Annotated in this window: 20 protein-coding genes, 1 pseudogene and 1 other annotated feature; of the genes and pseudogenes, 4 read left to right on the plus strand and 17 right to left on the minus strand. The window is 40.3% G+C overall.

Annotated elements, in window-relative coordinates:
• Positions 1-8 precede the first annotated feature (8 nt).
• The 6 genes from LI112_RS05385 to LI112_RS05410 form a co-directional block, all read right to left on the minus strand.
• Positions 9-1,337 carry a phenylacetate--CoA ligase family protein gene (locus LI112_RS05385; protein WP_117739244.1) on the minus strand — a complete coding sequence of 443 codons (1,329 nt, stop codon included), beginning with the start codon at positions 1,335-1,337 and terminating at the stop codon, positions 9-11.
• 28 nt (positions 1,338-1,365) lie between these two features.
• Positions 1,366-2,703 (minus strand): lipopolysaccharide biosynthesis protein RfbH, encoded by a 1,338-nt coding sequence (rfbH, locus tag LI112_RS05390; RefSeq protein WP_227190331.1) that lies wholly within the window; start codon positions 2,701-2,703, stop codon positions 1,366-1,368.
• Between the two features lie 19 nt (positions 2,704-2,722).
• A complete protein-coding gene (locus tag LI112_RS05395) occupies positions 2,723-4,702 on the minus strand; it encodes a hypothetical protein (RefSeq protein WP_173908940.1) in 1,980 nt (659 codons plus the stop codon).
• A gap of 21 nt (positions 4,703-4,723) precedes the next feature.
• Positions 4,724-5,782 carry a CDP-glucose 4,6-dehydratase gene (gene rfbG, locus LI112_RS05400; RefSeq protein ID WP_227190332.1) on the minus strand — a complete coding sequence of 353 codons (1,059 nt, stop codon included), beginning with the start codon at positions 5,780-5,782 and terminating at the stop codon, positions 4,724-4,726.
• Positions 5,783-5,959: 177 nt separating this feature from the next.
• Positions 5,960-9,295 (minus strand): TRAP transporter large permease subunit, encoded by a 3,336-nt coding sequence (locus LI112_RS05405; RefSeq protein ID WP_227190333.1) that lies wholly within the window; start codon positions 9,293-9,295, stop codon positions 5,960-5,962.
• Positions 9,296-9,796 (minus strand): TRAP transporter small permease, encoded by a 501-nt coding sequence (locus LI112_RS05410; protein WP_005425800.1) that lies wholly within the window; start codon positions 9,794-9,796, stop codon positions 9,296-9,298.
• Positions 9,797-9,868: 72 nt separating this feature from the next.
• Positions 9,869-10,124, minus strand: a binding site (T-box leader).
• Between the two features lie 176 nt (positions 10,125-10,300).
• Here LI112_RS05410 and LI112_RS05415 point away from each other — a divergent pair.
• Positions 10,301-11,779 (plus strand): sensor domain-containing diguanylate cyclase, encoded by a 1,479-nt coding sequence (locus LI112_RS05415; protein WP_227190334.1) that lies wholly within the window; start codon positions 10,301-10,303, stop codon positions 11,777-11,779.
• Between the two features lie 78 nt (positions 11,780-11,857).
• Positions 11,858-13,531 (plus strand): alpha-glucosidase, encoded by a 1,674-nt coding sequence (locus LI112_RS05420; RefSeq protein ID WP_173908944.1) that lies wholly within the window; start codon positions 11,858-11,860, stop codon positions 13,529-13,531.
• A gap of 470 nt (positions 13,532-14,001) precedes the next feature.
• Here the strand turns inward: LI112_RS05420 and LI112_RS05425 are convergent, their stop codons facing one another.
• From LI112_RS05425 to LI112_RS05460, 8 genes and pseudogenes are all read right to left on the minus strand, one after another.
• A complete protein-coding gene (locus LI112_RS05425) occupies positions 14,002-15,969 on the minus strand; it encodes a bifunctional UDP-sugar hydrolase/5'-nucleotidase (protein WP_227190335.1) in 1,968 nt (655 codons plus the stop codon).
• Positions 15,970-16,130: 161 nt separating this feature from the next.
• Positions 16,131-16,367: a DUF5692 family protein gene (locus tag LI112_RS05430; RefSeq protein WP_227190336.1), complete on the minus strand. Its 237-nt coding sequence runs from the start codon at positions 16,365-16,367 to the stop codon at positions 16,131-16,133.
• Positions 16,368-16,378: 11 nt separating this feature from the next.
• Complete coding sequence (locus LI112_RS05435) at positions 16,379-17,848, minus strand: ATP-binding protein (RefSeq protein WP_118393209.1); 1,470 nt, start codon at positions 17,846-17,848, stop codon at positions 16,379-16,381.
• Positions 17,849-18,281: 433 nt separating this feature from the next.
• Positions 18,282-19,466, minus strand: coding sequence for a hypothetical protein (locus LI112_RS05440; protein ID WP_227190337.1), 1,185 nt, complete (start codon positions 19,464-19,466; stop codon positions 18,282-18,284).
• A 2-nt stretch (positions 19,467-19,468) separates the two neighbouring features.
• Positions 19,469-20,164: an ABC transporter ATP-binding protein gene (locus LI112_RS05445; RefSeq protein WP_040466134.1), complete on the minus strand. Its 696-nt coding sequence runs from the start codon at positions 20,162-20,164 to the stop codon at positions 19,469-19,471.
• Positions 20,161-21,006: a MerR family transcriptional regulator gene (locus tag LI112_RS05450; protein WP_118136259.1), complete on the minus strand. Its 846-nt coding sequence runs from the start codon at positions 21,004-21,006 to the stop codon at positions 20,161-20,163. Before LI112_RS05450 ends, LI112_RS05445 begins: the two co-directional genes overlap by 4 nt.
• Before the next feature lie 93 nt (positions 21,007-21,099).
• A pseudogene (locus tag LI112_RS05455) lies at positions 21,100-21,243 on the minus strand (TnpV protein); the annotation flags it as partial.
• 22 nt (positions 21,244-21,265) lie between these two features.
• The gene (locus LI112_RS05460) at positions 21,266-21,979 is read right to left on the minus strand and encodes a helix-turn-helix domain-containing protein (RefSeq protein ID WP_003864626.1); all 714 of its coding nucleotides are present in this window, start codon (positions 21,977-21,979) and stop codon (positions 21,266-21,268) included.
• Positions 21,980-22,195: 216 nt separating this feature from the next.
• Here LI112_RS05460 and LI112_RS05465 point away from each other — a divergent pair, with 216 nt between their 5' ends.
• Together LI112_RS05465 and LI112_RS05470 are read left to right on the plus strand one after the other, a co-directional pair.
• On the plus strand, positions 22,196-22,876 hold the full coding sequence (locus tag LI112_RS05465) for an ABC transporter ATP-binding protein (RefSeq protein WP_040466133.1): 681 nt from the start codon (positions 22,196-22,198) through the stop codon (positions 22,874-22,876).
• Positions 22,877-22,900: 24 nt separating this feature from the next.
• A complete protein-coding gene (locus LI112_RS05470) occupies positions 22,901-23,749 on the plus strand; it encodes an ABC transporter permease (protein WP_003864628.1) in 849 nt (282 codons plus the stop codon).
• Positions 23,750-23,955: 206 nt separating this feature from the next.
• Here the strand turns inward: LI112_RS05470 and LI112_RS05475 are convergent, their stop codons facing one another.
• The 3 genes from LI112_RS05475 to LI112_RS05485 form a co-directional block, all read right to left on the minus strand.
• On the minus strand, positions 23,956-24,333 hold the full coding sequence (locus LI112_RS05475; RefSeq protein ID WP_129794817.1) for a TnpV protein: 378 nt from the start codon (positions 24,331-24,333) through the stop codon (positions 23,956-23,958).
• 17 nt (positions 24,334-24,350) lie between these two features.
• Positions 24,351-25,781 (minus strand): MobA/MobL family protein, encoded by a 1,431-nt coding sequence (locus LI112_RS05480; RefSeq protein ID WP_118587866.1) that lies wholly within the window; start codon positions 25,779-25,781, stop codon positions 24,351-24,353.
• A gap of 303 nt (positions 25,782-26,084) precedes the next feature.
• Positions 26,085-26,312, minus strand: a complete 228-nt coding sequence (locus LI112_RS05485; protein WP_015540718.1) for a DUF5348 domain-containing protein — start codon at positions 26,310-26,312, stop codon at positions 26,085-26,087.
• Positions 26,313-26,336 lie beyond the last annotated feature (24 nt).

Genomic DNA, 26,336 nt, shown 5'->3' on the forward strand with positions numbered 1-26,336 from the left:
CCTGCCATTTACCCACAGAATCCTTTATGCTGCTGATATTTTTCACATCGGTTTTCTATGTATTTTCTTTTTCCGGAAGCAAGCACCGGAATCTCATCAACGATTTCCACTTTAATGCGGGCTTCCTCTCCCAGATACGGTCGAATACGACGCAGGATTTCCTCCCGATCCATTGCTTCCGGATCACCATTCAGCCAGATCGTATAATCTCTGACATCTTCCTGAATAAATCGATACTGCTTTACTCCCTGAATGTCCCACAGATTATTGGTAATAATATACGGCGTGACCGCTTTGCCTTCACAGTCATAGATCAGGTCGCTCCGTCGTCCGTAAAGTTCTGAAAGATAAAGTTTAAAACGACCGTTTTTTTCTTTCCGGACCGCAACTGCCGTGTCTCCATTGTCATAACGCAGGATCGGAAATGCATAGTTAAAAAGATCTGTGATCACGATTCTTCCCAGTTCTCCAGGTTCTGCCGGTTCATCAGAATCCATCTTCAGGATCTCATAATAATAGGTTTCTGTATCAATATGATACCCTTCATCTTCCCTGTTCTGAAGGCCCATGATTCCGTTTTCTTCATTGGAATACCATGCCCGCACCGGACAGTTGAACTGTTTTTCCAGAGTTCTTCTTACCGGTTCCGGCATTGTCTCCGAAATCGGAATAATTGCTTTCACTACACATCTGCTGCAGTCTCTTCCTGTTTTTCTGATATATTCACTCAGTTCTCCAAGGGCAGAAGAATATCCTACCAGACATTTGACTTTTTTCTTCTCGATCACATGAAACATTTCTTCCAGAGCTTTTTCATCCATTCTGGAACTGTCCATCATGATCAGATTTTCCTGCAGAAGCTGAAATTTGCTTTTGCGTACATTATTTACCCATACCCGGATAAATGCTTCCTTCATTCCAATATAATATCCGGCTGCCGCTCCGAGAAAAATCCCGCCCGCTGTATTGTGACGGATCTTGTCACGATTCTGGATCATTCTGAGTGGAGTTCCTGTCGATCCACTGGTACACATTACCCGGTTATCTGGTGCATCTTTATATGTGGAAGATACAAAACGGTCATACTGCTGTCGGAAGGTATCTTTATTTACCACCGGAAGATCCTCAAGAGAACAGGTTTCCGGATAATCTTTATAAAAATCAGTAGTCTTAACTGCATGCACGATCAGATTCTGGATTCTCTTCTCTGTCTCCTCAACAGAGCTGCCTTCTTTCCAGGCATAACGAATCTGGTCATAATATTCTCTGGTCTTTCCACCTTTCATTTTGTCCAGCATCCAGAACCCCATCCAGCGAAGTCTTTCATCTAAAATCATTATTTTCCATCCTGCTTTCTGCTGTAAATCAGTTTAATGCATCCTTGATCGCATCTGCCATCGCCTGCAGCATTTCATCTGTCATTCCCGGATATACACCGATCCAGAAGGTATCTTTCATAATACGGTCCGTATTTTCCAGACTTCCCGCAATACGATATCCTTTTCCGGAAGCACGCATCTGATCAAAGCATGGATGTTTTGTCAGATTACCGGCAAACAGCATACGTGTCTGTACACCTCTGGATTCAATCTCCTGTACCAGTTTGTTTCTGTCTACGCCTTCCTTGCATGTGATCAGGAATCCAAACCAGCTCGGTTTTGAATTTGCACATGCCTCCGGAAGGATCAGTTTATCCTCTGTACCTTTCAGTGCTTCTTTCAGATAATTAAAGTTGTGGATTCTTCTTTCCACAAAAGACGGGAATTTTCTGAGCTGCGCACATCCGACAGCAGCCTGCATATCTGTTGCCTTGAGGTTATATCCAAAATGAGAGTATACATATTTGTGATCATACCCAACCGGAAGTTCTCCATACTGACGGTCAAAACGATGTCCGCAGAGATTATCCTGTCCCGGTGCACAAATACAGTCTCTTCCCCAGTCTCTGAACGAACGTGCGATTCTGTTCAGGAGCGGATCATCTGTATAAACAGCACCGCCTTCTCCCATTGTCATATGATGCGGTGGATAAAAACTGGAAGTTCCGATATCTCCGATCGTTCCGGTCAGTTTCTCTTCCCCGTTGATCGTATAAACAGATCCAAGTGCATCACAGTTATCTTCGATCAGCCACAGATTATGATTATCACAGAATTCTCTAACTGCTTTCAGGTCAAATGGGTTTCCAAGTGTATGCGCAAGCATGACCGCTTTTGTCTTTGGAGACCATGCAGCTTCCAGAAGAGATGGATCAATATTGTACTGTGGAATCGTTACATCAACAAATACCGGTACCGCACCGTACTGGATCATCGGAGAAACTGTAGTCGGAAAACCGGCCGCAACTGTGATCACTTCATCCCCCGGAAGAATCTGCCGTTCTTTCAGAAGCGGAGATGTCAGTGTCATAAATGCGAGCAGATTTGCAGAGGAACCGGAATTTACCAGGGAACAGTAACGAACACCGAGATATTTTGCAAATGCATGTTCAAATTCATCTGTATAGCGTCCTGCGGTCAACCAGAATTCAAGGGAACTATCCACAAGATTTACCATTTCTTCTGCATCATAAACTCTGGACGCATACGGGATACGGTCACCTTTCTGATATGGTTTCTTTTTGTTATGGTATTTTTCACAATAATTTCTTGTCATTTCCAGAATCTGCTCTCTGGCCTGCTGTTCTGTCATTTCTTCAAACATAATAGTCTCCTTCTGTATTTTATTTTTTTATATAGTACAGAAACTTTTCCCCATAAAAAGGAATCGTCTCTTTTAGTTCATAATGATCCATGAACCACCGATATGTTTCCGGATCATTCCGTTTCCAGATATTCATGGATGATTTTCCGGTAAATGCCCCTGGCACTTCCGCATGTTCCAGCTGGTCTTTCAGCTCTTTCAAACTGTCCGGGCGAACGAGCATATCACTGAAATCCATTGTAAAACATTCTGTCCGCCGATGAAGCATGCTGCAGATTTCGGGAACATTGATACCAAATGACGGTGTATTCTCAGGAACAACTGCTGCGATCTGCTCTGCGAAATCCTCAAATTCCTGCACATTATGATAATTTTCTTTAATCTTGCTGTTCTGTGCAAACTGAAGAACCGTTCCGGTAGCCATTGCAAGAACCGCAATCGTACAGATCAGCCCTACACCACTGACGGTCACATGTCTGAGCGAAAGGCTGTCAAAGCTTTTCCATTCTTCATTTTTGATAAATTTGATTCCCTTCTGCCCCCAGTATGCAGCCATGATCACAGCCGGCATGGTAATGCAGTCCAGATTGTGATATGCAGGGCGGTTAATATAATACACCAGACATCCCAGTGATCCGACACTCAGAAGAAACAAAAATTCTTTTTGCCAGCAATGTCTCTCTTTTCCACTGAACCAGCCGGTCATTCCCAGAGCCGTTCCGGTCAGAAACAGTGTGATCACTGCCATATATGCATTGGGTTCTGTAGGCATATCCAGATGAAGAACTCCCGTCATATAACTGCCTGACAGCAATGGGATCAGAAAGTCCTCAAACGAATTTGCCGGACTGTGTTTCAGGATATTATAGAGATTTACTGTTCCATACGCTCCAAACACCGCCCCGGCCATTCCGGCAAACTGTGCAAAGCTTAACCACAATAGTCTACGGATCTTTATTTTTCCCACAGACAGAAAACGTGAAATAAGCATTCCTGCCCACGCCACAGTAAGAATCAGTCCGGTCTCTGTATTCCAGAGGATTGCCAGCAGACAGATCAGATACCCACCCACTGCTGTCCAGAAATTGCACAGCTCTTTTTTGAGGATCCATGCTCCATACAGAAACAGCAGCATCGGAAAAATTACCCGATGCGGCCAAACCTGCCAGTAAAAGCCACCTCGCATACCAAGTACAGGAAATGTAACTGCCAAAGCACCAAGTACCCTCAACACACGGCTTTTGACCAGCAGTTCCAGGATAAGAAATGCACAGATATGTGCAAAGGCTCCAATTCCGGCAACCATGGCAACAAAGGCTTTGAAATCACCATGAACAAGTTCCATTGGAATCTTAAAGAAAAGTCCGTAATGTCCATAAATACTCGTAACATTATGCGTATATGGCATTCCCTGATAAATATTGTAGACAGAATTAAAATATGCGTGCCCATGGTAAGCATCGCTCAGTTCTCCTCTTCCAAAAATATTCGGTGTGTACATACTATAAAAAACGAGGAGCACCAACGCTGCATATACCAGCCGGATAATCCACTCACCGTCTTTTTCCGGAAAGCAGACATTTTGACATGCCCAGAAAAAGATTGCAAGTTCTGCCAAAAACAAAAATGCTGCGATCACTGCCGGCTGTGTGTGCCATCCGTATTTCGCCGCCACAGATCCAAGCTGTTCCGTCTCTCCTGAGATACAAAGCAGCCAGAACGGAATCTGTATAAACAGCATCAGCCAAAATGCTGTTTTTCTGGCTTTGACATTCTCCGGAAAAGTTTTTCCCGCAACTTCATGCCTGTGTGCGATTCCCATTCCAGCTACAAAGAGCAGACAAAACAGGATCAGAGACATTCCATATACAAGCATGTTACTGTTTCCCAGACTGTTGATTTTTTCTGCCAGTCCCGGAATCATAAAACAGCTCATAAAAAAGCATGCCGATAAAACCCACGCTGCAAAAGCGCAGATAACCTCTCTATTCTTTTTCATATTTTCTTTTCTTCTATCCTTTTATATTCCAAAATATTCTTTGATCTGACAGTCCGTATATTCTGCCATATTCTGACCGGCAAGCCATGCCTGATACCATTTTGCAGTGTTGACTACTGCTTCATCCACCTGCCAGCGAGGTTTCCAGCCCAGCCGGTTTCGAATACGGGAACAATCCAGTTTGAGGAAATTTGCCTCATGAGGACCTCCCTGACAGAGATTTTCCCATGCTGCCCCGTTTCCCCATGCTGTGCAGAACAGATCTGCAAGTTCCCCGGTGGTCAGACAGCTTCTGTCATCTGGTCCTACATTATAAGATCCTGCCTTCCGGCTGTCCTGATACTGTTCTTCCGCGATCAGAAGATACGCGCCCAATGGTTCCAGTACATGCTGATATGGTCTGGTAGAATGTGGATTCCGAACTGCAATCTTTTTTCCACCGGAAACAGCACGCACACAGTCCGGAATGATACGGTCTGCTGCAAAATCACCGCCTCCGATCACATTACCGGCACGCGCAGTTGATACTGCAATATCCATGTCTTTCAAGAAAGATTTCTCATAACTGTGTGTTACAAGTTCTGAGCAGGATTTGCTATTGGAATACGGATCGTAGCCATCCAGTTCATCCGTTTCGCGGTACCCCCATTCCCATTCATTATTCTTATAAACTTTATCTGTTGTTATATTCAAAAAAGAGCGGACGCTTCCACACTGCCTTACTGCTTCCAGTACATTGACCGTCCCCATAACATTTGTCTCATAAGTATTTACCGGATTTTTGTAAGATTCCCTTACGATCGGCTGTGCCGCCAGATGAAAGACGATCTCCGGCTGTGTTTCTTTAAACACCTGTATCATATGCTCCAGATCACGAATGTCTCCGATCACAGAATGGATCTGACTTTCCAGATCTGTCAGCGTGAATATTGATGGATCTGTCGGTGGCTTCTGAGAATATCCGGTCACTTCCGCTCCCAACTCCTGAAGTATCCTGCAGAGCCATGTCCCCTTAAATCCGGTATGTCCTGTCACCAGAACTTTCTTCCCTTTATAAAAATTTAGATTGAATTCATTCATATCGACCGCTTAAACTCCTGTAAAATACTTTATAGATTTTTCCAAAATCTCCACATACTTTCCGCATAACCTTTTTTCAAAAAAAGTCATTATTAATTTTATTATACTATAAAAGCTGACGCCCCGCAATCTGCGAAGCGCCAGCTTCTTAATTTAAAAATTTAAATTTTTTGACTTCTATTTTTCAAACAGATCTACCAGTTCCTGTCCATCGTCATATCCGGCATCTTTCAGCTGTTCTACGAACCACTCGTCCACACCTTCTACGGCTTTTTTAAAGGAATCGATATCCATATCCTCTTTTTTAGTGATTGTCACACCATTCTTTGACTGCCAGCGGTTCATGATTTCTTCATCACCGGAGCGGTTGATGTAACGTTCATACTCAACGGCTTTCTGTCCACACTCATCAACGACTGCCTGCTGCTCTGGTGTCAGAGTATCGTACAGATCCTGGTTGATACAGAAGAACAGACAGTCATAGATTGCATCCCACATGGAGCAGTATGGCTGAACCTCCTGCACACTTGCCGCATCAATTGCCGGAAGTGGGTTTTCCTGGCCTTCTACAGTATTCTGCTGCAGAGCCGTATAAGTTTCAGACCAGTTCATGTTCGTTGCATCTGCGCCCCATCTCTTGTAGCATTCCATCAGAAGGTTGGAGCCTGCTACACGGATCTTGAGGTTCTTCATGTCATCCAGAGTTTTTACTTCATGCTTGCTGTTGGTCAGCTCACGGAAGCCGTTCTCTGCGATACCCATGCAGTGCAGTCCGTAACTGGAAAGAATTTCTTTCAGCTTTTCTCCTGCCTCACCATCGAATTTCGCATCTGCATCATCATAGGAATCATAAATAAATGGTAACGATACAACATTAAATCTTGGATCAAACGCTGAGTAAATCAGATTGGAATGCATGGAAATCTGTACCGGGTCTCCGTTCATCAGCGCCTGGATTCCTTCAGACTGATTTCCATTGGTCAGCTGGTCTGCCGCATAGATGTTGACTTTTATCTTGCCTCCGGTTGCTTTTTCCATCAGCTCGCCAAACTTACGTCCGCCGTCTGCCCAGGTACTTGTCTCCGTTGTGGAGCATGCAAAGTTCCAGGTTGCTTCCGGCCAGTTGAGATCACTGTAATCCGCAACTGTATCCGTAGATTCCTGTGTGAAGAGATCTACCAGTTCCTGTGCGTCATCGTATCCTTCTTTCTCAAGTTCCTTAACAAACCACTCATCAACACCATCTACGGCTTTCTTGAAGGAATCGATATCCATATCTTCTTTATTTGTGATCGTCACGCCATTCTTTGACTGCCAGCGCTCCATGATCTCTTCATCTCCGGAACGGTTGATATAACGCTCGTATTGAACAGCTTTCTGACCACACTCGTCAACAACTGCCTGCTGCTCCGGTGTCAGACTGTCATAAATCTCCTGGTTGATGCAGAAGAACAGACAGTCATAGATTGCATCCCACATAGAGCAGTATGGCTGAACCTCCTGCACACTTGCCGCATCGATTGCCGGCAGTGGGTTCTCCTGTCCTTCTACTGTATTCTGCTGCAGAGCCGTGTAGGTCTCTGTCCAGTTCAGGTTTGTTGCATCTGCGCCCCATCTCTTATAGCATTCCATAAGAAGATTGGAACCTGCCACACGGATCTTAAGATTCTTCATATCATCCAGAGTCTTGATCTCGCGTTTGCTGTTGGTGATCTCACGGAAACCATTCTCTGCGATACCCATGCAGTGCAGACCATATTCGGAAAGCAATTCTTTCAGTTTTTCACCGGCTGCTCCGTCAAATTTTGCATCTGCGTCATCATAAGAATCATAAATAAATGGAAGAGATACTACATTGAATCTCGGATCAAATGCGGAATAGATCAGGTTGGAATGCATGGAAATCTGTACCGGGTCTCCATTCATCAGTGCCTGGATTCCTTCAGACTGATTTCCGTTTGTCAGCTGGTCAGTTGCATAAACATTAACTTTAACCTTGCCTCCGGTTGCCTTTTCCATCAGTTCGCCGAACTTACGTCCACCGTCTGCCCAGGTACTTGTCTCCGTTGTGGAGCATGCAAAGTTCCAGGTCATTTCCGGCCAGTCAAGGTCGCTGTAATCTTCAATTGTATTAAAAGAGTCTTCACCATTTCCAGCATCCTTTGAAGCAGTACTTCCAGTGTCAGATGAGGCCTGTTCGCCTGTGTAAGAACCATCCTTCGCAAGCGCTTTTGGAAGTGCAGTAGAAACTACCGGTACATAGGTAACGACCAGAAGCACTGCAACACTGGCAGCGATCATCGGCATAACTGCCTTTGAGATCTGCTGAAGAGTAACCTCCAGACCTTTTTTGATCTTGATACTGATCGCAACAAAAAGGTTTACACCTACCGGAGGGGTAACCTGTCCGATCGCAAGGTTTACAGTTGCCATAACACCAAATGCAACAACGTCGTATCCCAATGCTTTACATACCGGAAGCATGATCGGGATAAAGATGTACATTGCTGAGTTTGCATCAATAAAACATCCTGCGATCAGGAAGATAATATTTACGATCAGAAGGAATACAAACTGATTGTGTGCGATGGATGCAAGCAGTCCGGATGCAGCCTCTGCAATACCAAACTTGGTACATACAAATGAAAACAGAGATGCACTTGCAACGATCAGCATGATTCCACCGGTAGTCTTTGCGGAATCTACCAGGATATCAAACAGATCTCTGAAGGATACCTCACGGTAGATCACCATACCTACAAAAAGTCCATATACAACAGATACTGCCGCAGCTTCTGTTGGTGTAAAGATACCACCGTAGATTCCGCCAAGGATGATGACAGGCATCAGGAATCCCCAGAATGCCTCTTTAAAAGTGGCCCATCTCTCCTTTGCAGATGCTTTTTTACGGGACGGTTTGATATCATGTTTATTTGCTTCAAGAATTACTACAATTACAAGTGCCACACCCATAAGGATTCCAGGTACGATACCTGCCATAAACATATCTGCGATAGACACACCTGTAATAGACGCATATACAACGAAAGCGATACTTGGCGGTATAACGATAGCCACCGAACTCGACGTTGCCATCAAAGCTGTTGAAAACGGTGCAGAGAAACCACCCTGCTCAACCATTGCCGGGATCAGAACAGCACCAAGAGCTGCTACTGTAGCCGGACCGGAACCAGAGATTGCTCCAAAGAAACAGGAAACAATAACACATACGATTGCGATACCGCCTTTTTTGTGTCCGACACAGGTATCTACAAAATCGATCAGTCTGCGTGAAATTCCGGCTTTTGCCATGATATTTCCGGACAGTACAAAGAACGGAATCGCAAGAAGAAGGAATTTACTGATTCCTGAATACATATTTGTTGCAACGATGGTAAGTGAGGTTCCCGAATAAAGGATCGCACATACAGAGGACAGACCCAGGCAGAGTGCAATCGGCACACCCAGGATCAGAAAAACAAAAAATGAAATAAATAAAACAGCACTGATCATTTATTTGCCCTCCTTATCGTTTTTATTTCCAAAACAGACATCCAGACAGTACTCAATAAGATGAAGAATCATACAGCCTGCTCCGATCGGTACAAAGGACCAGAAGATCCATTCCGGCCAGTTCAGTACAAAGGTTCTTTTTCCGTTTTCAAGCTGGGTGATAACCTTGTCCATACCATACTTAAAAAGAATCACTGAAAAAATAATACTCAGTACTGTGATCAGGATCACAGATGGTTTTTTCAGTTTTTTTGGAAGACGGTCTGTAACCAGTGTCAGGCTGACCAGGCCACCCTCTCTGCAGGACAATGCTGCTGCCAGAAGTGTAATAAGTACAAAGACCGCTACAACAAGTTCTTCTGTGAAGGACCATGAGCGGTGGATCACTTTACGGGAAAACACGTTTCCCACAGTGAGCACGAGAATCAGCAATGTTGTAACTACCAGTACAACTTTTTCTACTGCTGCAAGTGCATTCATGAGTTTCTTGTAGACTTTCATCCTCTCTTCCTCCCTTGTAAAATATGATGATGTTCCGGTTTCAGAAAATTCTGCATAAAAAAAATCCGCCCCATCAGGGACGGATATATAATTCCGCAACCACCCTGTTTCGTCATTGAAACAAGTACGATTCTGCAACGTACCGGCATACGCGTCTCCTGTAACGGGGAGCCTCCGTGAAAACCTACTGATAAATCTCAAACGTAACGTTCGGTCTTCCTTCTCAGGGATGATATTCAAAACAATGCCGTTACCGCATCACACCACCTGCGGCTCTCTGTAAACAGCTATTTTCTCTGCTTTTACTGCTTCCCTTCATAGAATTTGCTCTTATGCTTTACCTCGTTAAAAGCTTTTTTTATTTTACAACTCTTATCCGCTATAGTCAAGAGCTTTTTAATTGGCGAAAAAAAGCAAAAACGTTTTTGCATTCTCGCATAAAATATTTTATACTATATATTCTCTATATACTCAAACTGTATCTATCTACAGGAGAAACAGAATATGAAAAAGAAAAAAAATATTTCTACGCATTATGTTGCTGCTATTATTATTTTTATCTGTGCCGTAGTCATCAGTCTGGGTGTTTTTCTGTTATATGTCCAGAAGTCAATCGATACCAATTCTCAGAAAACCATGACCAATAATGTAGCAAAACAAAGTAATCATGCGTTATCCATTCTCAATATTCATTACGGATTTCTGAACAGTATCGCTGACAAAATGGGAGATTCCTCTGATATTCTTTCCGATGAAAATATGGAGCTTCTGGTATCCCTGGCAGCAAACACGGATTTCGAAAGAACTGCCCTGATCGAAGCAGACGGTACAGCATACTATGACAACGGTGCCATAAAGAATGTATCCCAGAGAAAATATTTTCTGGAAGCCATGAAAGGCCAGGCAACTCTCAGTGATCCACTGGACAGCAGTATTGATCAGGAGACACGTGTGATCCTGTGTGTTCCTGTACGCTGTAATGGCAGAATCATTGGCGCACTTGGTGGCTCTTATAATGTGACCGCCCTTAGTCAGATGCTTTTTAATGATATTTTTGATGATGCCGGATACAGTCTGATTGTCACAAAAGAAGGAGAGATCATCGCCTACGATGGTGAACCTTCATATCATAAAATCACATATCGTGACAATTTTTTTGATTTTTATAAAGACAGAACACTTCTGTCCAAAAATTCTCTTGTAAATGTCAAAAAAGATTTTTCAGCCGGCAACGATGGACTGATTAAGATCCGAACAAACTCCAACAAAAAATCTGACCAGTATATCGCTTATACCCGGCTTGGCATGAATGACTGGATGATCTGCTATGTTATTCCTGTATCCGATGCCCAAAGCTCCTATTCTTTCATTAAAAGTTATGAAGGCATTTTTATGTCCGTATTCTTCATTCTGGTGCTGTTACTTGTTTTCTACATTATCCACAACAATCGTATCCGCAATGAAGAGCTACGTCGCGATGCACAGACAGACGGTCTGACAGGTGTTCTCAACAAACGCACGACAGAGGCACTCATCAACGAAATCCTGGAGCAGAGGCCTCATGAAAAAGGTACTTTTATTATTCTGGATGTTGATAAATTCAAAGAAGTAAATGATCATTATGGGCATGCTGTCGGCGATATTGTCCTCAGCACACTTGGACAGACACTCCGAAATTATTTCAGAGAAAATGATATCATTGGAAGAATCGGTGGAGATGAGTTTGTCATTTACATGTGCAAAACAGAATCAAAAGAAAGGGCTGTAACACGCATTCAAGCACTGGCAGACACTGTAAAGAATCTTTCCTTTGCAGAAATGAACGGACACCATATAACGATCAGTATTGGTATCTCATTTGCTCCTGAACACGGAACATGCTACATGGATCTTTACAAAAATGCTGATACTGCCCTGTACGAAACAAAACAGAACGGCAGAAATGGATATTTTCTTTTCCAAAAGCAGGATAGTATTATATAATGATGACATATCGCAAGAATGCAGGCACAATATCATCTATACTAAACATATAATGCATGAATAAAAGAGGTACAAATAATGACAGAAAAATGGTGGCATGACAAAATCGCATATCAGATCTATCCAAAGAGTTTTCTGGACAGTAACGGGGACGGCATCGGAGATCTGAGAGGAATCATTTCCAAACTGGATTACATAAAAGCACTGGGCATTGATATCATCTGGCTTTCTCCAATCTACAAATCGCCTTTTGTCGATCAGGGATATGATATTTCAGATTACTATGCAATTGCAGAAGAATTCGGAACTATGGAAGAGTTTGATGAATTGCTTGCAGAAGCAAAAAAACGTAATATGCATATCATCATGGATCTGGTCATCAACCACTGCTCTGACAAACATGAATGGTTCCAAAAAGCTCTGGCTGATCCAGATGGTGAATATGCAGATTATTTTTATTTCCGGAAAGGAAAAAACGGTAACCCGCCAAGCAACTATCGTTCTTACTTCGGCGGCAGCTGCTGGGAACCGGTTCCGGGAACAGACAAATACTATTTCCATATGTTCGCCAAAGAACAGCCTGATCTGAACTGGGAGAACCCAAAGCTTCGTCAGGAGCTTTACAATATGATCAACTGGTGGCTTGAAAAAGGCCTTGCCGGTTTCCGTATCGATGCGATCATCAACATCAAAAAAGACCTTGCTTTTCCTGACTATGAACCGGACGGACCGGATGGCATGGCCGCCTGCTGGAAAATGGTCGAAAACGTTGACGGTGTAGGAGAATTCCTTGAAGATCTGAAGAAAAACACTTTTCAGAAATATGATGCTTTCACCGTTGGTGAAGTATTCAATATGAAAGCTGATGAACTTGGTCAATTTATTGGAGATAACGGACATTTCTCCACAATCTTTGATTTCTGTGCGCATTCCCTCAGCGATGGTGCTCATGGCTGGTACGATGCACCTCATGTAGATTTCAAAACATGGCGCGACACAATTCTGAGTTCTCAGATCAATGTCCAAAAATATGGACTGGAAGCAAATATCATCGAAAATCATGATGAACCTCGCGGTGTATCCCGTTTTCTTCCGGAGTATGCCCAAACGCCTGTCGGTGCCAAAATGCTCGGTACCGTAAACATCCTGCTTCGTGGAATTCCGTTCATTTATCAGGGACAGGAAATCGGAATGCAGAATGAAATCTGGAGCAACATTCATGATTACAATGATATCAGTACGATCGATCAGTATAATCTTGCAAGAGAAGCAGGTTTAAGTGATGCAGAAGCTCTGGAAGTATGCGGCAAAATGAGCCGTGATAACGCAAGAACCCCTGTACAGTGGAATGCTCAGGCGAATGCCGGATTTACTACAGGCACACCATGGCTCAAGGTTCACTCTGATTATAAAGAAATCAACGTCGCAGCTCAGGAAAAGGATCCGGATTCCGTATTAAATTACTACCGTAAACTGACTACCATCCGCAAGGCTCCAGAATACAAAGAAGTCTTTACTTACGGCAAAACAGTTCCTGCATATCAGGATAGCGAAACAGTTATGGCATATTATCGTGAGACGAAATCACAACGCGTTCTCGTCGCCGCCAACTTCGATCGCGAAGCCGTTTCCACCAAACTTGAATATCCGGTAAAAAAAGTGCTTCTGTCCAATCAGAACCGCACCGATTGCCCGGAAGGAATGCTGAAGCTCGACAGCTGTGAAGTAATTGTGCTGGAATGCGAGAAATAAACCAATTTCACTAAGGGACTGTGCATGTATTATGTACAGTCCCTTCTGGCTGCAGGCACTGGATCGGATGACTGAGCCATTCCCAAATACTTTCTTCATAGCCTGTTTTTTCTCCAATACTGAAAAAATGCCTCTTCCTGATCTGAACGAATTCCATACTTTCTCCTTGCTATATAGAACTTTGATTTCCAGATAGATGTCTGTACCGGAATTGCTACTATATTATGATGGCGTATAATATCCATATATGGCAAAACAGAAATTCCGACTCCATTCTCTACAAGCCCTGTAATAACTTCAAAAATAAAAAAGAGCGCATTCTATAACAGCCTTTCGACTGATATGAATTCGCTCTCCTCTCACAGCTTCACTTTCCAATTACTTGTTTAACATGTGTTTACCATAACATGTTGCACAAATTATTGCGAGTAATTTTCATAAAAATATACTTTTTATACAAAGTATACATTTCACCTATTTGTGTTATGTATATTTTTCTTCTTTCTGGACTTGCGGACGATCTTTCGAATCAGGGATACCACAAGAACAATTATTATAATAATGATCAGGCCGATACATACTATGATTGCGGTAAATTTATTCGGTTTTTTCACCAGATCAAGTATATTTTTGCTGTCATCCACAACCTTACGATCATGGGTTGTCGCATAGTATTCAGATACATTTGCAATGCCATCTCCATCTGCATCATCAAAAGACTGCATATATCTTGCGATCGCATCCCAGGCTTTCAGCTCCTTATCGCCTTCCATGACTGCATGATCTTCCAGATTTTCAATTGGATTTCCGTCTTTATCCTTTGGCTCAAGAGACAGAAGTCCGTAAGACATTTTCATTACAGAACCTAACATCTGTCCGGTGTACAGATCTGTTACAACATGATACAGCTTATCATCCTCAATCTCTGTCCTTTCTCCATCTGCTCTGGTCAGATAGCAGTCTGTCACTTTATTCAGGATCATTCGATGCGGGTTGTATGTAAAATTCAGGCCACTGCAGTATAATCTTGCAGTCGTCATAAAATCAGAAATAGAGGCGTCCACTTCAGCCACCAGCTTCAGTTCTTTTCCTGTCAGGTATGCGTTGATCAGAGGATATCCGGCTACTCCGTCTTTGCCAATTCCAAGTGAAAATGAATTGTATACATCTTCTACGGTAATATCACCCTTTGTATACGTGTCACGTACAGTCCCACTCGGTACAACCGCTACATCTACCGGGTCTCCATCATAATACTCTGAATTTTCCACAGCATATACGTAGGCATCTGCCATGATATCCCCAAGATTCAGTTCTTTATGCTCTGTGCCCATTTCCTCCAGGCTGTTAAATTCCACATCGTTCTGCGCAAGAACTTCTTTTCTTGTATAACCAAAGTCTGCAAGGTAATTCGTATCCACCGTGTCCATCAATGCGTCGATGCGCTCCTGTGTTGCCTTGTCGGCTTTTACATCCTCGGATACAGGAATCAGCTCATAAGAGCTCAGATCCCAGCGTCCGTCAGAATTCTGCGTCATCGAAAGAGAGCCAAGATTTCTTCCGTATTCACCACAGGATACAATATAGGTATTTCCGTGCTGGATTGCCTCCTGCAGCTCTGAATGTGTATGTCCACTGATGATCAGATCAAGATCCGGAACCGCCTTGGCAAGGAGTTCGTCCTCCGACTTGCTTTCATCTTCCCAGGTTCCACCATGAGAAACACAGGCGATCATGTCTGCTTCTTCGTTTTTCTTGATTTCTTCTACTGTTTTCTTAACGGCCTCAACAGGATCCTTGAAGGATAATTCACAGGTTGGTGCGCATTCCAGGGCATCTTTTCCGAAGACACCGACAACGGCGATCTTTACGTCACCTTTCTGTACCATTACATAGTCCTTCACACCATATGTTTCAAACGCTGACTGTATCTGTTTCTGGCCGTCGTTTAGCCCAGCCTTTTCCATGCTGTCCCAATCCACATTGCACACTACGATCTCAGGCAGTGTCTCTCCGGAGCTTTTGGCTGCCCTAAGCATGTTGGCAAGCCCCTGGGATCGATAGTCGAATTCATGATTGCCAAATGTAGTCACATCATATCCAAGATATCCAAGCATTCTAAGCTCCGCTGCCTCAGTATCATATACCGTCTGGATCAGCGTTCCCATTGAAAAATCACCGCCATCCAGTATGAGTGTATCTGGATCTTCTTTCTTTTTTTCATTAATCAGCGTCTTTATTTTTGCAAATCCGCCGACTTCTTTTTGTTCTCCATTTACGATCGTGGAAAAGCTGTCCAGGTGGGAATGCGTGTCATGAGTAAACAAGACATCTATCTGTTTTGTATCATCTGCTGCCTTCACCGTAACAGCCTGTGCAAGCGGCATAAGCATTGCAATGGTAAGCACGACCGACAAAATACTTTTCCGTAATATCATAGATTTCTCCCTTTCATCCATAACTTTCTGATATGATTTGAGTATACGTGATTGCCACCATGTTTGTCACGTATAATTGCGTTAGAATAAGACAAAGAAATCCTGTACAGAAACAGTTTTACTGCAGCCGTACAGGATTCTTCTAAATTCTTTTATTCTCTTTATTTTGCTCTTGCCATTGCTTCCTGATAATCTCTTGTGTCTGTGAAGATTTCTTCTTTCCACGGATTCTTTTTCTGAGCTTTCGCACGTTTCAGAATGTATGCAAAAATAAATACATTTACTGCGAAAGATATCACAGAGATCATTCCCTGTGCTGTAGGATTTGCTGTAGTTGGCATGGTGCTTCCCATAGCTGCTGCAATACCGCCTTCATCCTTGTCTTCTACAATTTCCATGCGATAGGACATCATTCGGTATCTTCATTGTTCTTTTCCCCACAATCTGTAACTTCCCAATATCCATTTTTAGGAGAACCATGTCGGACAAGAATACCAAATTCTTTTAATTTTTTAATATTGCTTTCTATATTTCGACTGGCAACGCCAATCTTTTCTGCTAATTTTGCTGCTGATAACTGGTTATTCTCCAAAAGTAACTTTACTATTTCCTGCTGAGTACTATTAAGCTCAACTATTCCATGTTTCTCCGATGTTTCTCCGATGTTTCTCCGATGTTTCTCCGATGTTTCTCCGATGTGTTTATTTTCTGAAGTCATCGGTAAAGAATTACGGAATAATTCTACTCGAAACATATTATCAAATTCTTGAAATTTTGGTTCTGGAAGTCCATATTCCTTCGCAGCATTAAGAATTCTTTTTACCCCACTACCCCATGCTTCTACCAGTCCCATCTGGCTAAAAATATTGGCAATTGCTTTATTTCGGATTTTAGAATGACCGTTCATGACTTCCTCGTATGTCAGTCCATTGTACAGTCCGCCCGGAGAAGTCACTTCCAGTCGATCATCATAAACCGCAACCTGAATGCAGGATTCATCCAATAAATTTCGATGACAGTGTGCATTGATAATCATTTCTCTGATTGCCTCTGGTGGAAGCTCATATTTTTCTTTTCTCACCAAACCATCAATTGTTGCCCCAAGTCTTATATTTCTCAGTACAAAATCCACTGCCTCTTCAATCTGCGTATAAATCGGTCCTGTAAATTCTCTCTTGTCCAGAAATACCGCCCGATCTGTTCCTTTAAAAACCGCACATTGGGTTTTAGAAAATGGAAAATAATCAGAAGTTAATAATGCATAGGCATTCGTTGCCAATAGCTGCCCCTCGCTTTGTTTCAGAATTTTCCAGTTAATGAGCTGCTCTTTCTTCACTGAACGTTCTGTCATTCCAGCTTTTTCCCGGAAGTTTTCAATGTTACTACAAAGCTTTTCTGTTGCCTCTTTTGAAACAGGATAGCCTACACAAGTAAGTTCATCCCAAGAAATTCTGGCCCCCTCCATTTCAAGTTCTCTAATCTTTTCTGGAAATGCCTGTCTGGATGTACCTGCCACACGAATATAGGTACCATTCTCTTTTCCTTTTGATTTCAGATAATATGGGCGATTCTTTCCAGCTTCTACGGACACAATAATAACCGTTTTTCCATCTATTGTCTGTGGTTCAATATCCGGAATAATCTGCGGCATACAAGAATCTGAAATAGCATTGGCAATTCCATCCATTAACTGAAATAATATTTCGTTTGTCACACCCACAATCTCGTGTGTTTTATCATCTATACCTACAATCAGCTTTCCGCCCTGAGTATTGGCAAAAGCTATGATTGTTTTCATGTACTTTTCACTTTTATCTGGTAAAGTGATTTTGTATTCAATATTTTTTGATTCTCCAGAAAATATTGTGCCTCTTGCCATTTTTCATACCCCATTTTTCATTATTTCTCGCACCACCGGTGCGATATTTTATTTTGCTAATTATATTGTACCCTATTATGAGTGTTAATCAAACATTTTTATTGACAACATTTATAATATTAAATTTCAGCAAATGAAATAATTAAAATAATAGCAGGCAATCTTATCGACTACCTGCTACGTAAAATGCCTTATACAAATTAGAAATTATTCGAATTCGACAATCACTAATCAATTTTGTTTAGAGATTATTTGTTGCCGTGTTCGCTTTTCTTTTAATTATTTGATTTATCCATATTATCCTGCCTATACAGGCTAATGTTATCATTTTGTTATCGGCATTGATAACACACGCCCTGTAACTGTGGATAATAGCAATATGTTCCGACTCAAATTATAAGCGGTTTTGCTTAGAAAATCAATAATCTTATTGTTAAAAAAACATCTGCCATACTCTCATAGATAACAATGACAAAATATAAAACGGAAGTAGATATAGTAACCTTTGCAGTCGGTTCTTTGCTGTATATATTATAATACTCTGAATCGGTATCCATATCCAAAGGATAATACTAAATAATTCAATTTTATACGCTATCCAATAACAGAGCATTGGGAGTAACAACAAGAACATTCCAATAACTGACTTGCATTGTAATTTTTCTTTTAAAGAATATCTGAGCGGAAATCCTTTTTTAACTAAACGTAATTCATTTTGCACATTATAGCTGACAACATTCTGTCCTAATATCAATATAGAAAACAATAATACATACTCAATATATTTTCCGTCTATCTGCGATAATAACATTGTGATTAAAACAATCGCAAAATACTGATACATAATCTGTTTCTTTCTTCTGACAATACTAACCACCTCATAAACCATCAAAAAACGATAGCGGCTGCCATAATATTTCTTCATCAGTCCTTTCATTTCTTTCTGATTATTTTGGAAGAACACTTCATCCTGCGTTTGCAAAACTGTATCATATTCTCTATTCAAAAAACCATATAACATCTGATTATATTGTTGAAAGAACGGGATAATTGCTTGATAGCTAAAATAAGGATATAAAATAAAATATAATCCGTAAATGATCAATAATATACTGGTAACAAATACACTTCCATAAAAAAAACAAATCATTACTACTGCCAACATACATATATTCATAATATCCCGATATTTATATTGTGTTGATAAAACCGTATGCATATTGACGATTGGGTTACAAAGCATAGCCACAATAAACTGTCTTAAGACCATTCCCTCCATTGGAAAAGCCCAAAATAAAATCAACGCAACACACAACGTCAGTACCATGCTTTTTCCTATCTTCTTCACTCTCCCAATATATGTTTTTTCTATTTTCCAAATATAAGTTTCAGGAGAAATACGCATTCTTGGTATTGTTCCAAACAAATTCATAAACAAGAAACAGAGAATACCATATGGTATAAAAACAGCAATATCCATTCCATAGTTTTTCTGAATCATAGATTGCAATATAAGAATACATGGCACAATAGCAATCAGTATAAGATAAGCACCTATATTTCGTTTGACCATTCTAACTGCAAATTTGAATCTCTGTTTCAAAAGCAACTGATACATACTTACTCCCCTTCAGATAAAATTTTTGCTATTTCCTCTCTGTCAACTTCCTCCATATTGATTTCTCTAATTTGTCCGTTATGTAACAAAAGACACTTGTCACAAACATTTTGTAAACACTCTATATCATGGCTTGAAATAATGTAAATTCCTTTTTCTTTCTTGTGAAACTCCACTATTACATTTTCTAAAAGTTTCATTTGGACAGGATCAAGTCCTGAAAATGGTTCATCAAAAATAGTGATTTTTTCTTCTTGTATCATTGCACAAGCATTATTTAACCGTTGCATTGTACCTTTTGAAAGTTCTAACGGAGAATAGTTCTCATACTTTTTTAATCCCAACCCATCTAAAATCCTCTCGATTTTATCAAATGCCTCTTGTTTTTTTATCTTTCTGCTTGAAGCAATCAAAAGAAGATTTTCATATATCGTCAACTCATTAAAAAAACTTGGTTGATCCATTGCATAGGCAACCGGCATATCAAGATAATCAACCTTATTCATCTTTTTTCTGTCGATAGAGATTACTCCTGTATAATTTTTTTCATAATTCGAAAGTATATTTAAAAGAGTAGTCTTTCCAGCTCCATTTCTTCCAACAAGTCCATAAATACAAGCATTTTCAAATGTATAGTTTAAGTCCGAAAAAACAACCGTTTCACCATATTTTTTACTTAAATTTGAAATCTGAATCATAAAATTTCTTTTCCTCTCAAATCCATTTTCGTCAACCCAACGACTAACAATCCAATAAAAACTACTGTGTCCACAAATAACAGTACAACAATATTTTTTACCACTCCGAAAGTAAAAAGTATGGAGAAAATTTCTACCGACAACACAATAAAACACATATAATTTGTCAAATACTCTGTTATAATATCACCATAATAATTGTTCATCTGTAATTTGGCATAAATAAAAGGTTTTAATAAATAACGGATTATGATACAGCTAACGGGACAAATAAAAATCCAGTTTTTATTCACCAAAGATGTTGCCACACCTTTACTCCATTGTACCGGAATCTCTACCGGCAACTTAGAATAAGACAACGCCCCAATAATCAAGCATAATACGGTAATCGTTATCCAAGTAAGCATACTTCCCCATATATACAAAAAGCTGACTGAATCCAATTTGAAAACAGTTTGATTATCTTTCCAATAATCCTGCAACTCTGTTACATATTGTTCTACCTGTAATTTTTCATAACTAATACTTTCTTCATCCAGCATTTTTTCGCACATGAGTTTTGCCTTATTCAAATCAGTAATCTGACTTTTTAATACTTCATTCTGCTTCTCAAGCGTTTCCTGCAAAGTTACTTTCCCAGATATAATACTTCGTATATCCTCAATAGAAATTCCCAATGTACGCAGATATGCTATCTTCTTTATATTTTCCACATCATTTTCAGAATAATCTCTATAACCATTACTTTCATTTCTTGAAGGCTCAACGAGTTTTTCCTTTTCATAAAAACGGACATTAGAACGGGATAAACCTGTTCGTTCTTCTACATCTTTTATTGTCATGTTATGCACTCCTTTCAAGCAACTCTATTTTATCTTAAGAATAAGCTATAAACAAGGTTTACAGTCAAGCATTTATCCAAAATCTCTTTTCTTTTAGTTATAAATCAATTCGGCGTTCACAACCTCTCTTGCACACGCCTGTATATTGTTCATTCTCGATACCCATTCCATCTGATTTTCTGCCTTTAACTGTTCTGTAATGCCCTGCTCCTGTTTCATCTGCTCTATAATCCTTTCCTTATTTATATTCGCCATCTTACTAACGCCGATATACATTTTTATGAATTTCCAATAACTGCTTTAACACATCCTCTATCATCTCATTATTTTCGGTATAAAAAATGTTCTCTTTCTCGTTCAAAGTATTTTCCATGATCTCGATATTGCTATCTTTATCAAAGCAACCTTTTATACTTCTAAAATGATTAAATTCAATAGCAAAATCCTCTCCATCATAAATAGAAATACTAATCTCTATATCTTCAATCATAAAATCGGCATAACTGTTTTTTACATGAAAGTCCTTCTTTAAGAACGGGAGTTTTTGGTTTGGCAGTCGATACCGAACATTGTCTTTTTCTAATTCGTAAAGTTCTCCTTTTACGAATCCTAATTTCTCTGCATTCATTTCAAATGCTTGATTCATATTTCTTTCTGTAATTTTCCAGTTAATAAATACAATTGCAAATATAAGCAAACCAGCCAACAGACACATGCCCACTAATCGAATTGCCTTTTTATATTTATTGTAAAAATCTATTTTCTCAACAAACTCTTTATCCTCGTTTAATAGCTTATCCAAAGAAACATGATAGGTGTTACAGATATCAATCAACATTTGAAGATCTGGCAGACTTCTTCCATTTTCCCAACTGGAAACTGTCTGTCTTGAAACACCAAATTTTGCTCCATATTCTCCTTGAGTCATGTTTGCTTCAGTCCGAGTTTTTTTTATCATCTCTGCAACTGTCATTTCAGCTCACCTTTCCATTGTATAATAATGCGCTGTCTCAAGTATGCCATAATCGTGTATTTTACACAAGATATTATCGTTTTACATGCATGTAAAGTAACCTTATCCTTCTAAAATCCAACTGTAAAAGGCTATTTGCTTTATTTTTTTCTTCCAACAACCTATACTTTCATTAACAACAGCAATTGCCGTACAGATTTAGAAAGGATGAATTTTATGAATGATATTATTAGAACCCAAAACCTTTGTAAACATTACAAAGAAACAATCGCTTTAGATAATGTTTCCCTTCATATTCCTCGAGGTGCTATCTATGGATTGATTGGAAATAATGGTGCAGGCAAGACAACTTTAATGAGAATACTTTCTAATTTGCAAAGTCCATCCTCAGGAACAGTTGTTAAATCTGAAAATATTAAAATCGGTGCCATTATTGAAACACCTGCATTATATCCTACCTTAAGTGCAAAAGGAAATTTGAAGTATCAGCTTAAAATTTGTGGATGTCCATCAAAGGAAGTAAAGTCGAAGATTGCTGAACTATTAGAACTGGTACATCTGAAAGATACTCGAAAACTGGTAATGAATTATTCATTAGGTATGCGTCAGCGTCTGGCTTTAGCAATGGCACTTGTAGGAAATCCGCAATTCCTCATTTTAGACGAGCCTCTTAACGGACTTGATCCTGAAGGCATAAAAGATGTCAGAGCTATCATCGCAAAGTTAAATGAAGAGTATGGTGTTACCATTATGATTTCAAGTCATATCTTAAGCGAACTTCAAAAAGTGGCAAACCACTATGGTTTCCTCAAAAATGGTGTTTTAATTCAAGAATTCTCTTCATCAGAAATAGCCGATACCGATTTAGAAACTTTTTACTTCAAAAATTTTTTATAGAAAAGCAGAAAGGAGACTTAAACTATGAATAAACTTTTATCTATGGAACTAAAGCGTGCTGCAAAATCTCCAATTCTATGGCTTGGAGTAATCGCAGTAATTGCCATCAATGTTTATGGAATCTTATTAAATGGATATGGTTTCAAAATCTTTACAACAACATTTTTATTGGAAAATTCTGACCTGATATGTATCATTTTGGCAGTGTTGATTCCGTTATACTTAGGGAGTGACTTTGAAAACAGAACAATCAACAACAAGATATCCGCAGGATATACACGAAAAGAGATTTATATTGTCGAACTAATCGTCAGTAGCATATGTGCTACAGTTCTCTTTGTTGCTGATATATTATCTGTTTTCACAAGCTCAAATATTGCTGGATTAGAATTTAGTGATAAAGTCAATGTAACTGAATTTGCATTTCATGCTGCGATTGCTTTTGTGTGCATCATCACAGTATCTGCTTTGTACACTATGATTGTAATGATTTCACATAAGCAACTTATCAGTCTTGGAATTGCAGTTATTCTAACCTTAGCATTGTTGACATTAGGTGGAAAGTCAGTTTCCAGCTTAAATCAATCAAGCACTTGGACTGATCCTATCACTCATGAAATTGTGGAAAACCCTCTACGAATAGATAGTTTTGCCCGTACAGCAAATAACATTCATGTTTTAGTATCACCGTTTGCGCAGGCTGAATTTCACAGTTATCTGCTATTTGAATCAGAATTCGGCACAAAGGAAGAAACTTCTCTTATTTTCAAAGACTTTCCTTACCACATAGAATTTTGCCTGTTCAATATTCTGGAAATTCTTCTGTTTTACAAGATTGGGATTCGTATTTTTAGAAAGCAGGACTTGAAATAGTAACTTTAATAGTCTTTGTCCCCTGCATTATAAATATGCTTAATACAGATTTTATTAAGAAGGTAAAAACAGTCGCAATATACGCCTGCTTTTACCTTCTGATATTAAATTCATGAATTTATGATTTATAATTATATACATCAGCCGCCTACATTGTAAAGCAAAAAGCAAGCCATTTTAGACTTGCTTTCCGCCACTCTTATTCCTTATTGATAAATGATTTCTTTATCTACAATCTCCCTCGCACACGCCTGTATATTATTCATCCTGCCTACCCACTCCCACGCATTGTCTGCCTTTAACCGTTCTGTAATTCCTTGTGCCTGTTTCATCTGCTCTACAATTCTTTCAAAGCGTTCCTGTGCCTGTTCCTCTATATCTGCCAGATAACTGTTCAGTCTGCCGCTCATCATCAGATCCAGATATACATTCCTGCGGTATTCTTTCAAATACTGCAAATGTCTTTGTCCCCATACTCCAACAAATCTCGGTTCTTCTTCCTCCGGCAAAGTAAGGTTGGGGATAAAGTAATCCCCACATCTTACATAAGTGCCGCCCATTTCTTCAAAAATTGTTTTCTTCATTTTCTGTTCCACCTTTCTCATCGTCCTCTGTCCATTGATTTCTTCTTTGCTGTCTGTTTTGGCTGTTGCCTGCTTTCCTGCTGATAGCGGTGCAATTTTTCCCGTATGCTTGCCTTTTTCGACGGTTCTGATAGCTTCTCTTTTTTCGGTTCTGTCTGATTTTTCCATGCTCGCAGCTCCTCATTATATTCCCTGACCAGTTTTTCCGATTTCTGATATGTCTTTGCAAAGGACTGAACATCTGGATATCCTGCCTGTTTTACAGTCTGCTCCATATCCGTGTGGATACGTTTTTCCTGTTTCTCTGACTGTTCAATTTTGCCCTCTAAAGATTTCCGTGCTTTCCCTTTAAAAAATCCAGTTGTCTCGGAAAGCTGTTTCTTCAATGAGGAAATCTCCTGCTGTGTGGATTTCATTGCCTGTGACTGCTTCTGAAGTTTCTCCATCAGCTTCCGCATATCATTCCATTCCTGTAAATCAATCTTCGGTACTGGCTTCGGAGGCAGCTTAAACTTGAAAATCATTTCCTGTAAGAAGTCTTTTGCACCACGGATAATCTGCTGAAACATATCTGGCAACCAACCATGTGTCCGTATAGATTGCAATGTTTTGTCTGTGATTTTCTCACGCTTAATTGTCAAAATATCTTCTTCGGGAACACCCTCAACCAATGCTACATCTACCGTCCGATTCCATTCCTGCCTTGCCACATTGTCCGCCCGTATCTCTGCTTCTTTCGGGTTGTTCTTCCCAATTTTCTTTGTTGCCAGATACACGCCGCCCTGCTGAAATACAGACAGTTTTTCGGATTCTTCTTTCACATGGCTGTTAATGATTTCCGTAAACATCTCCTTAACTTCTCTGGTAAACGCATCGCTCTTAAACCACTCATCTTTCTTTGTAAAAATATGGCTTTCATAAACCTCCCCTTTGGGAATAATGCTGCATCCTGCCCGAAGATTTCCCTGCTCATCTAAAATCTCTTTCTTCGTGCGTCTGTGCTTGCCCTGCTCATCATAAAACATATTTCTGGTAGCAATTTTCACTTCGGGATGTTCTAACATTTTCCGTTCGCTGAATACGAGATGAATATGGTAATTGGTCATTTTTTTGTTATGATGAAGTGCTGCACTGCATTCCACACCATACCCTTTATGAAAGCTGTCTGTAAAAAGCCTTACCACATCATCTGCCTTGTACTCAACAAAACTTTCAGGAAGTGCAATAATAAACTCCCGCCCTTCAATACATTTCCCTGTTGTTCCGCTTGCTTTAAAATCCAACTGATTCTCTCTGGCAAGATTCTTCCAGAACTCTGGTGTTGCTCCCTCTGTCTGATAGGTCGCATAAAGATGTTCCTGTCTTTTCGGATTGGAAATATAATCAATTCTTCCTGCCACATCAGACAGCTTGTTTTGTCTGATAAATGAATGTCTGCCTATAAGCATTCTCCTTTCCGGCTCTCGCCTGCTTTGCTGTGAGTAGGTGCATAGGCACCTGTTTACGAACTAACTGCCGTTTCCGGCACAAATAGCTCCCGGCAGGGCGAAATACCCTGAGTACAAATCTCTGATTTGTGCGATGGGTGTATTTCGCTCTCAAACGCCGAGGGCTTTATAAGGTGCTATCTTCCTCTGTCATGTTCCGGCTTGGACTTTTTATTTTGGGCGTATCCGCCCTTTTTATTTGCCCGTATCCGGGCTTATTTTTTATCTCTGACACCAAACCGATTCTTTACTTTTCTGTCTGATTTATTCCGGTATCCTTGCCCGTACATACTCCAGATCACCGCAATAGGGCGTTCCCACCAGATACCATTCCCTCGCCAGATTCATTTCCATCCTGGTCTTTACCCACTGATCATCTACCAGAACTTCCATACACTCTCCGCAGTGAAATCCCGTATCAATCCATAAGTCCATTGACAGCAATCCATATCTTCCATTTTCACAGTTATAACCTAATCTTCCTTCTCTCATTGCATGATTCTCCTTTCCAGATTT

Origin of the sequence: Blautia sp. 210820-DFI.6.14, from assembly GCF_020558815.1 — a bacterium.
Classification (GTDB): Bacteria; Bacillota; Clostridia; order Lachnospirales; family Lachnospiraceae; genus Blautia_A; species Blautia_A obeum.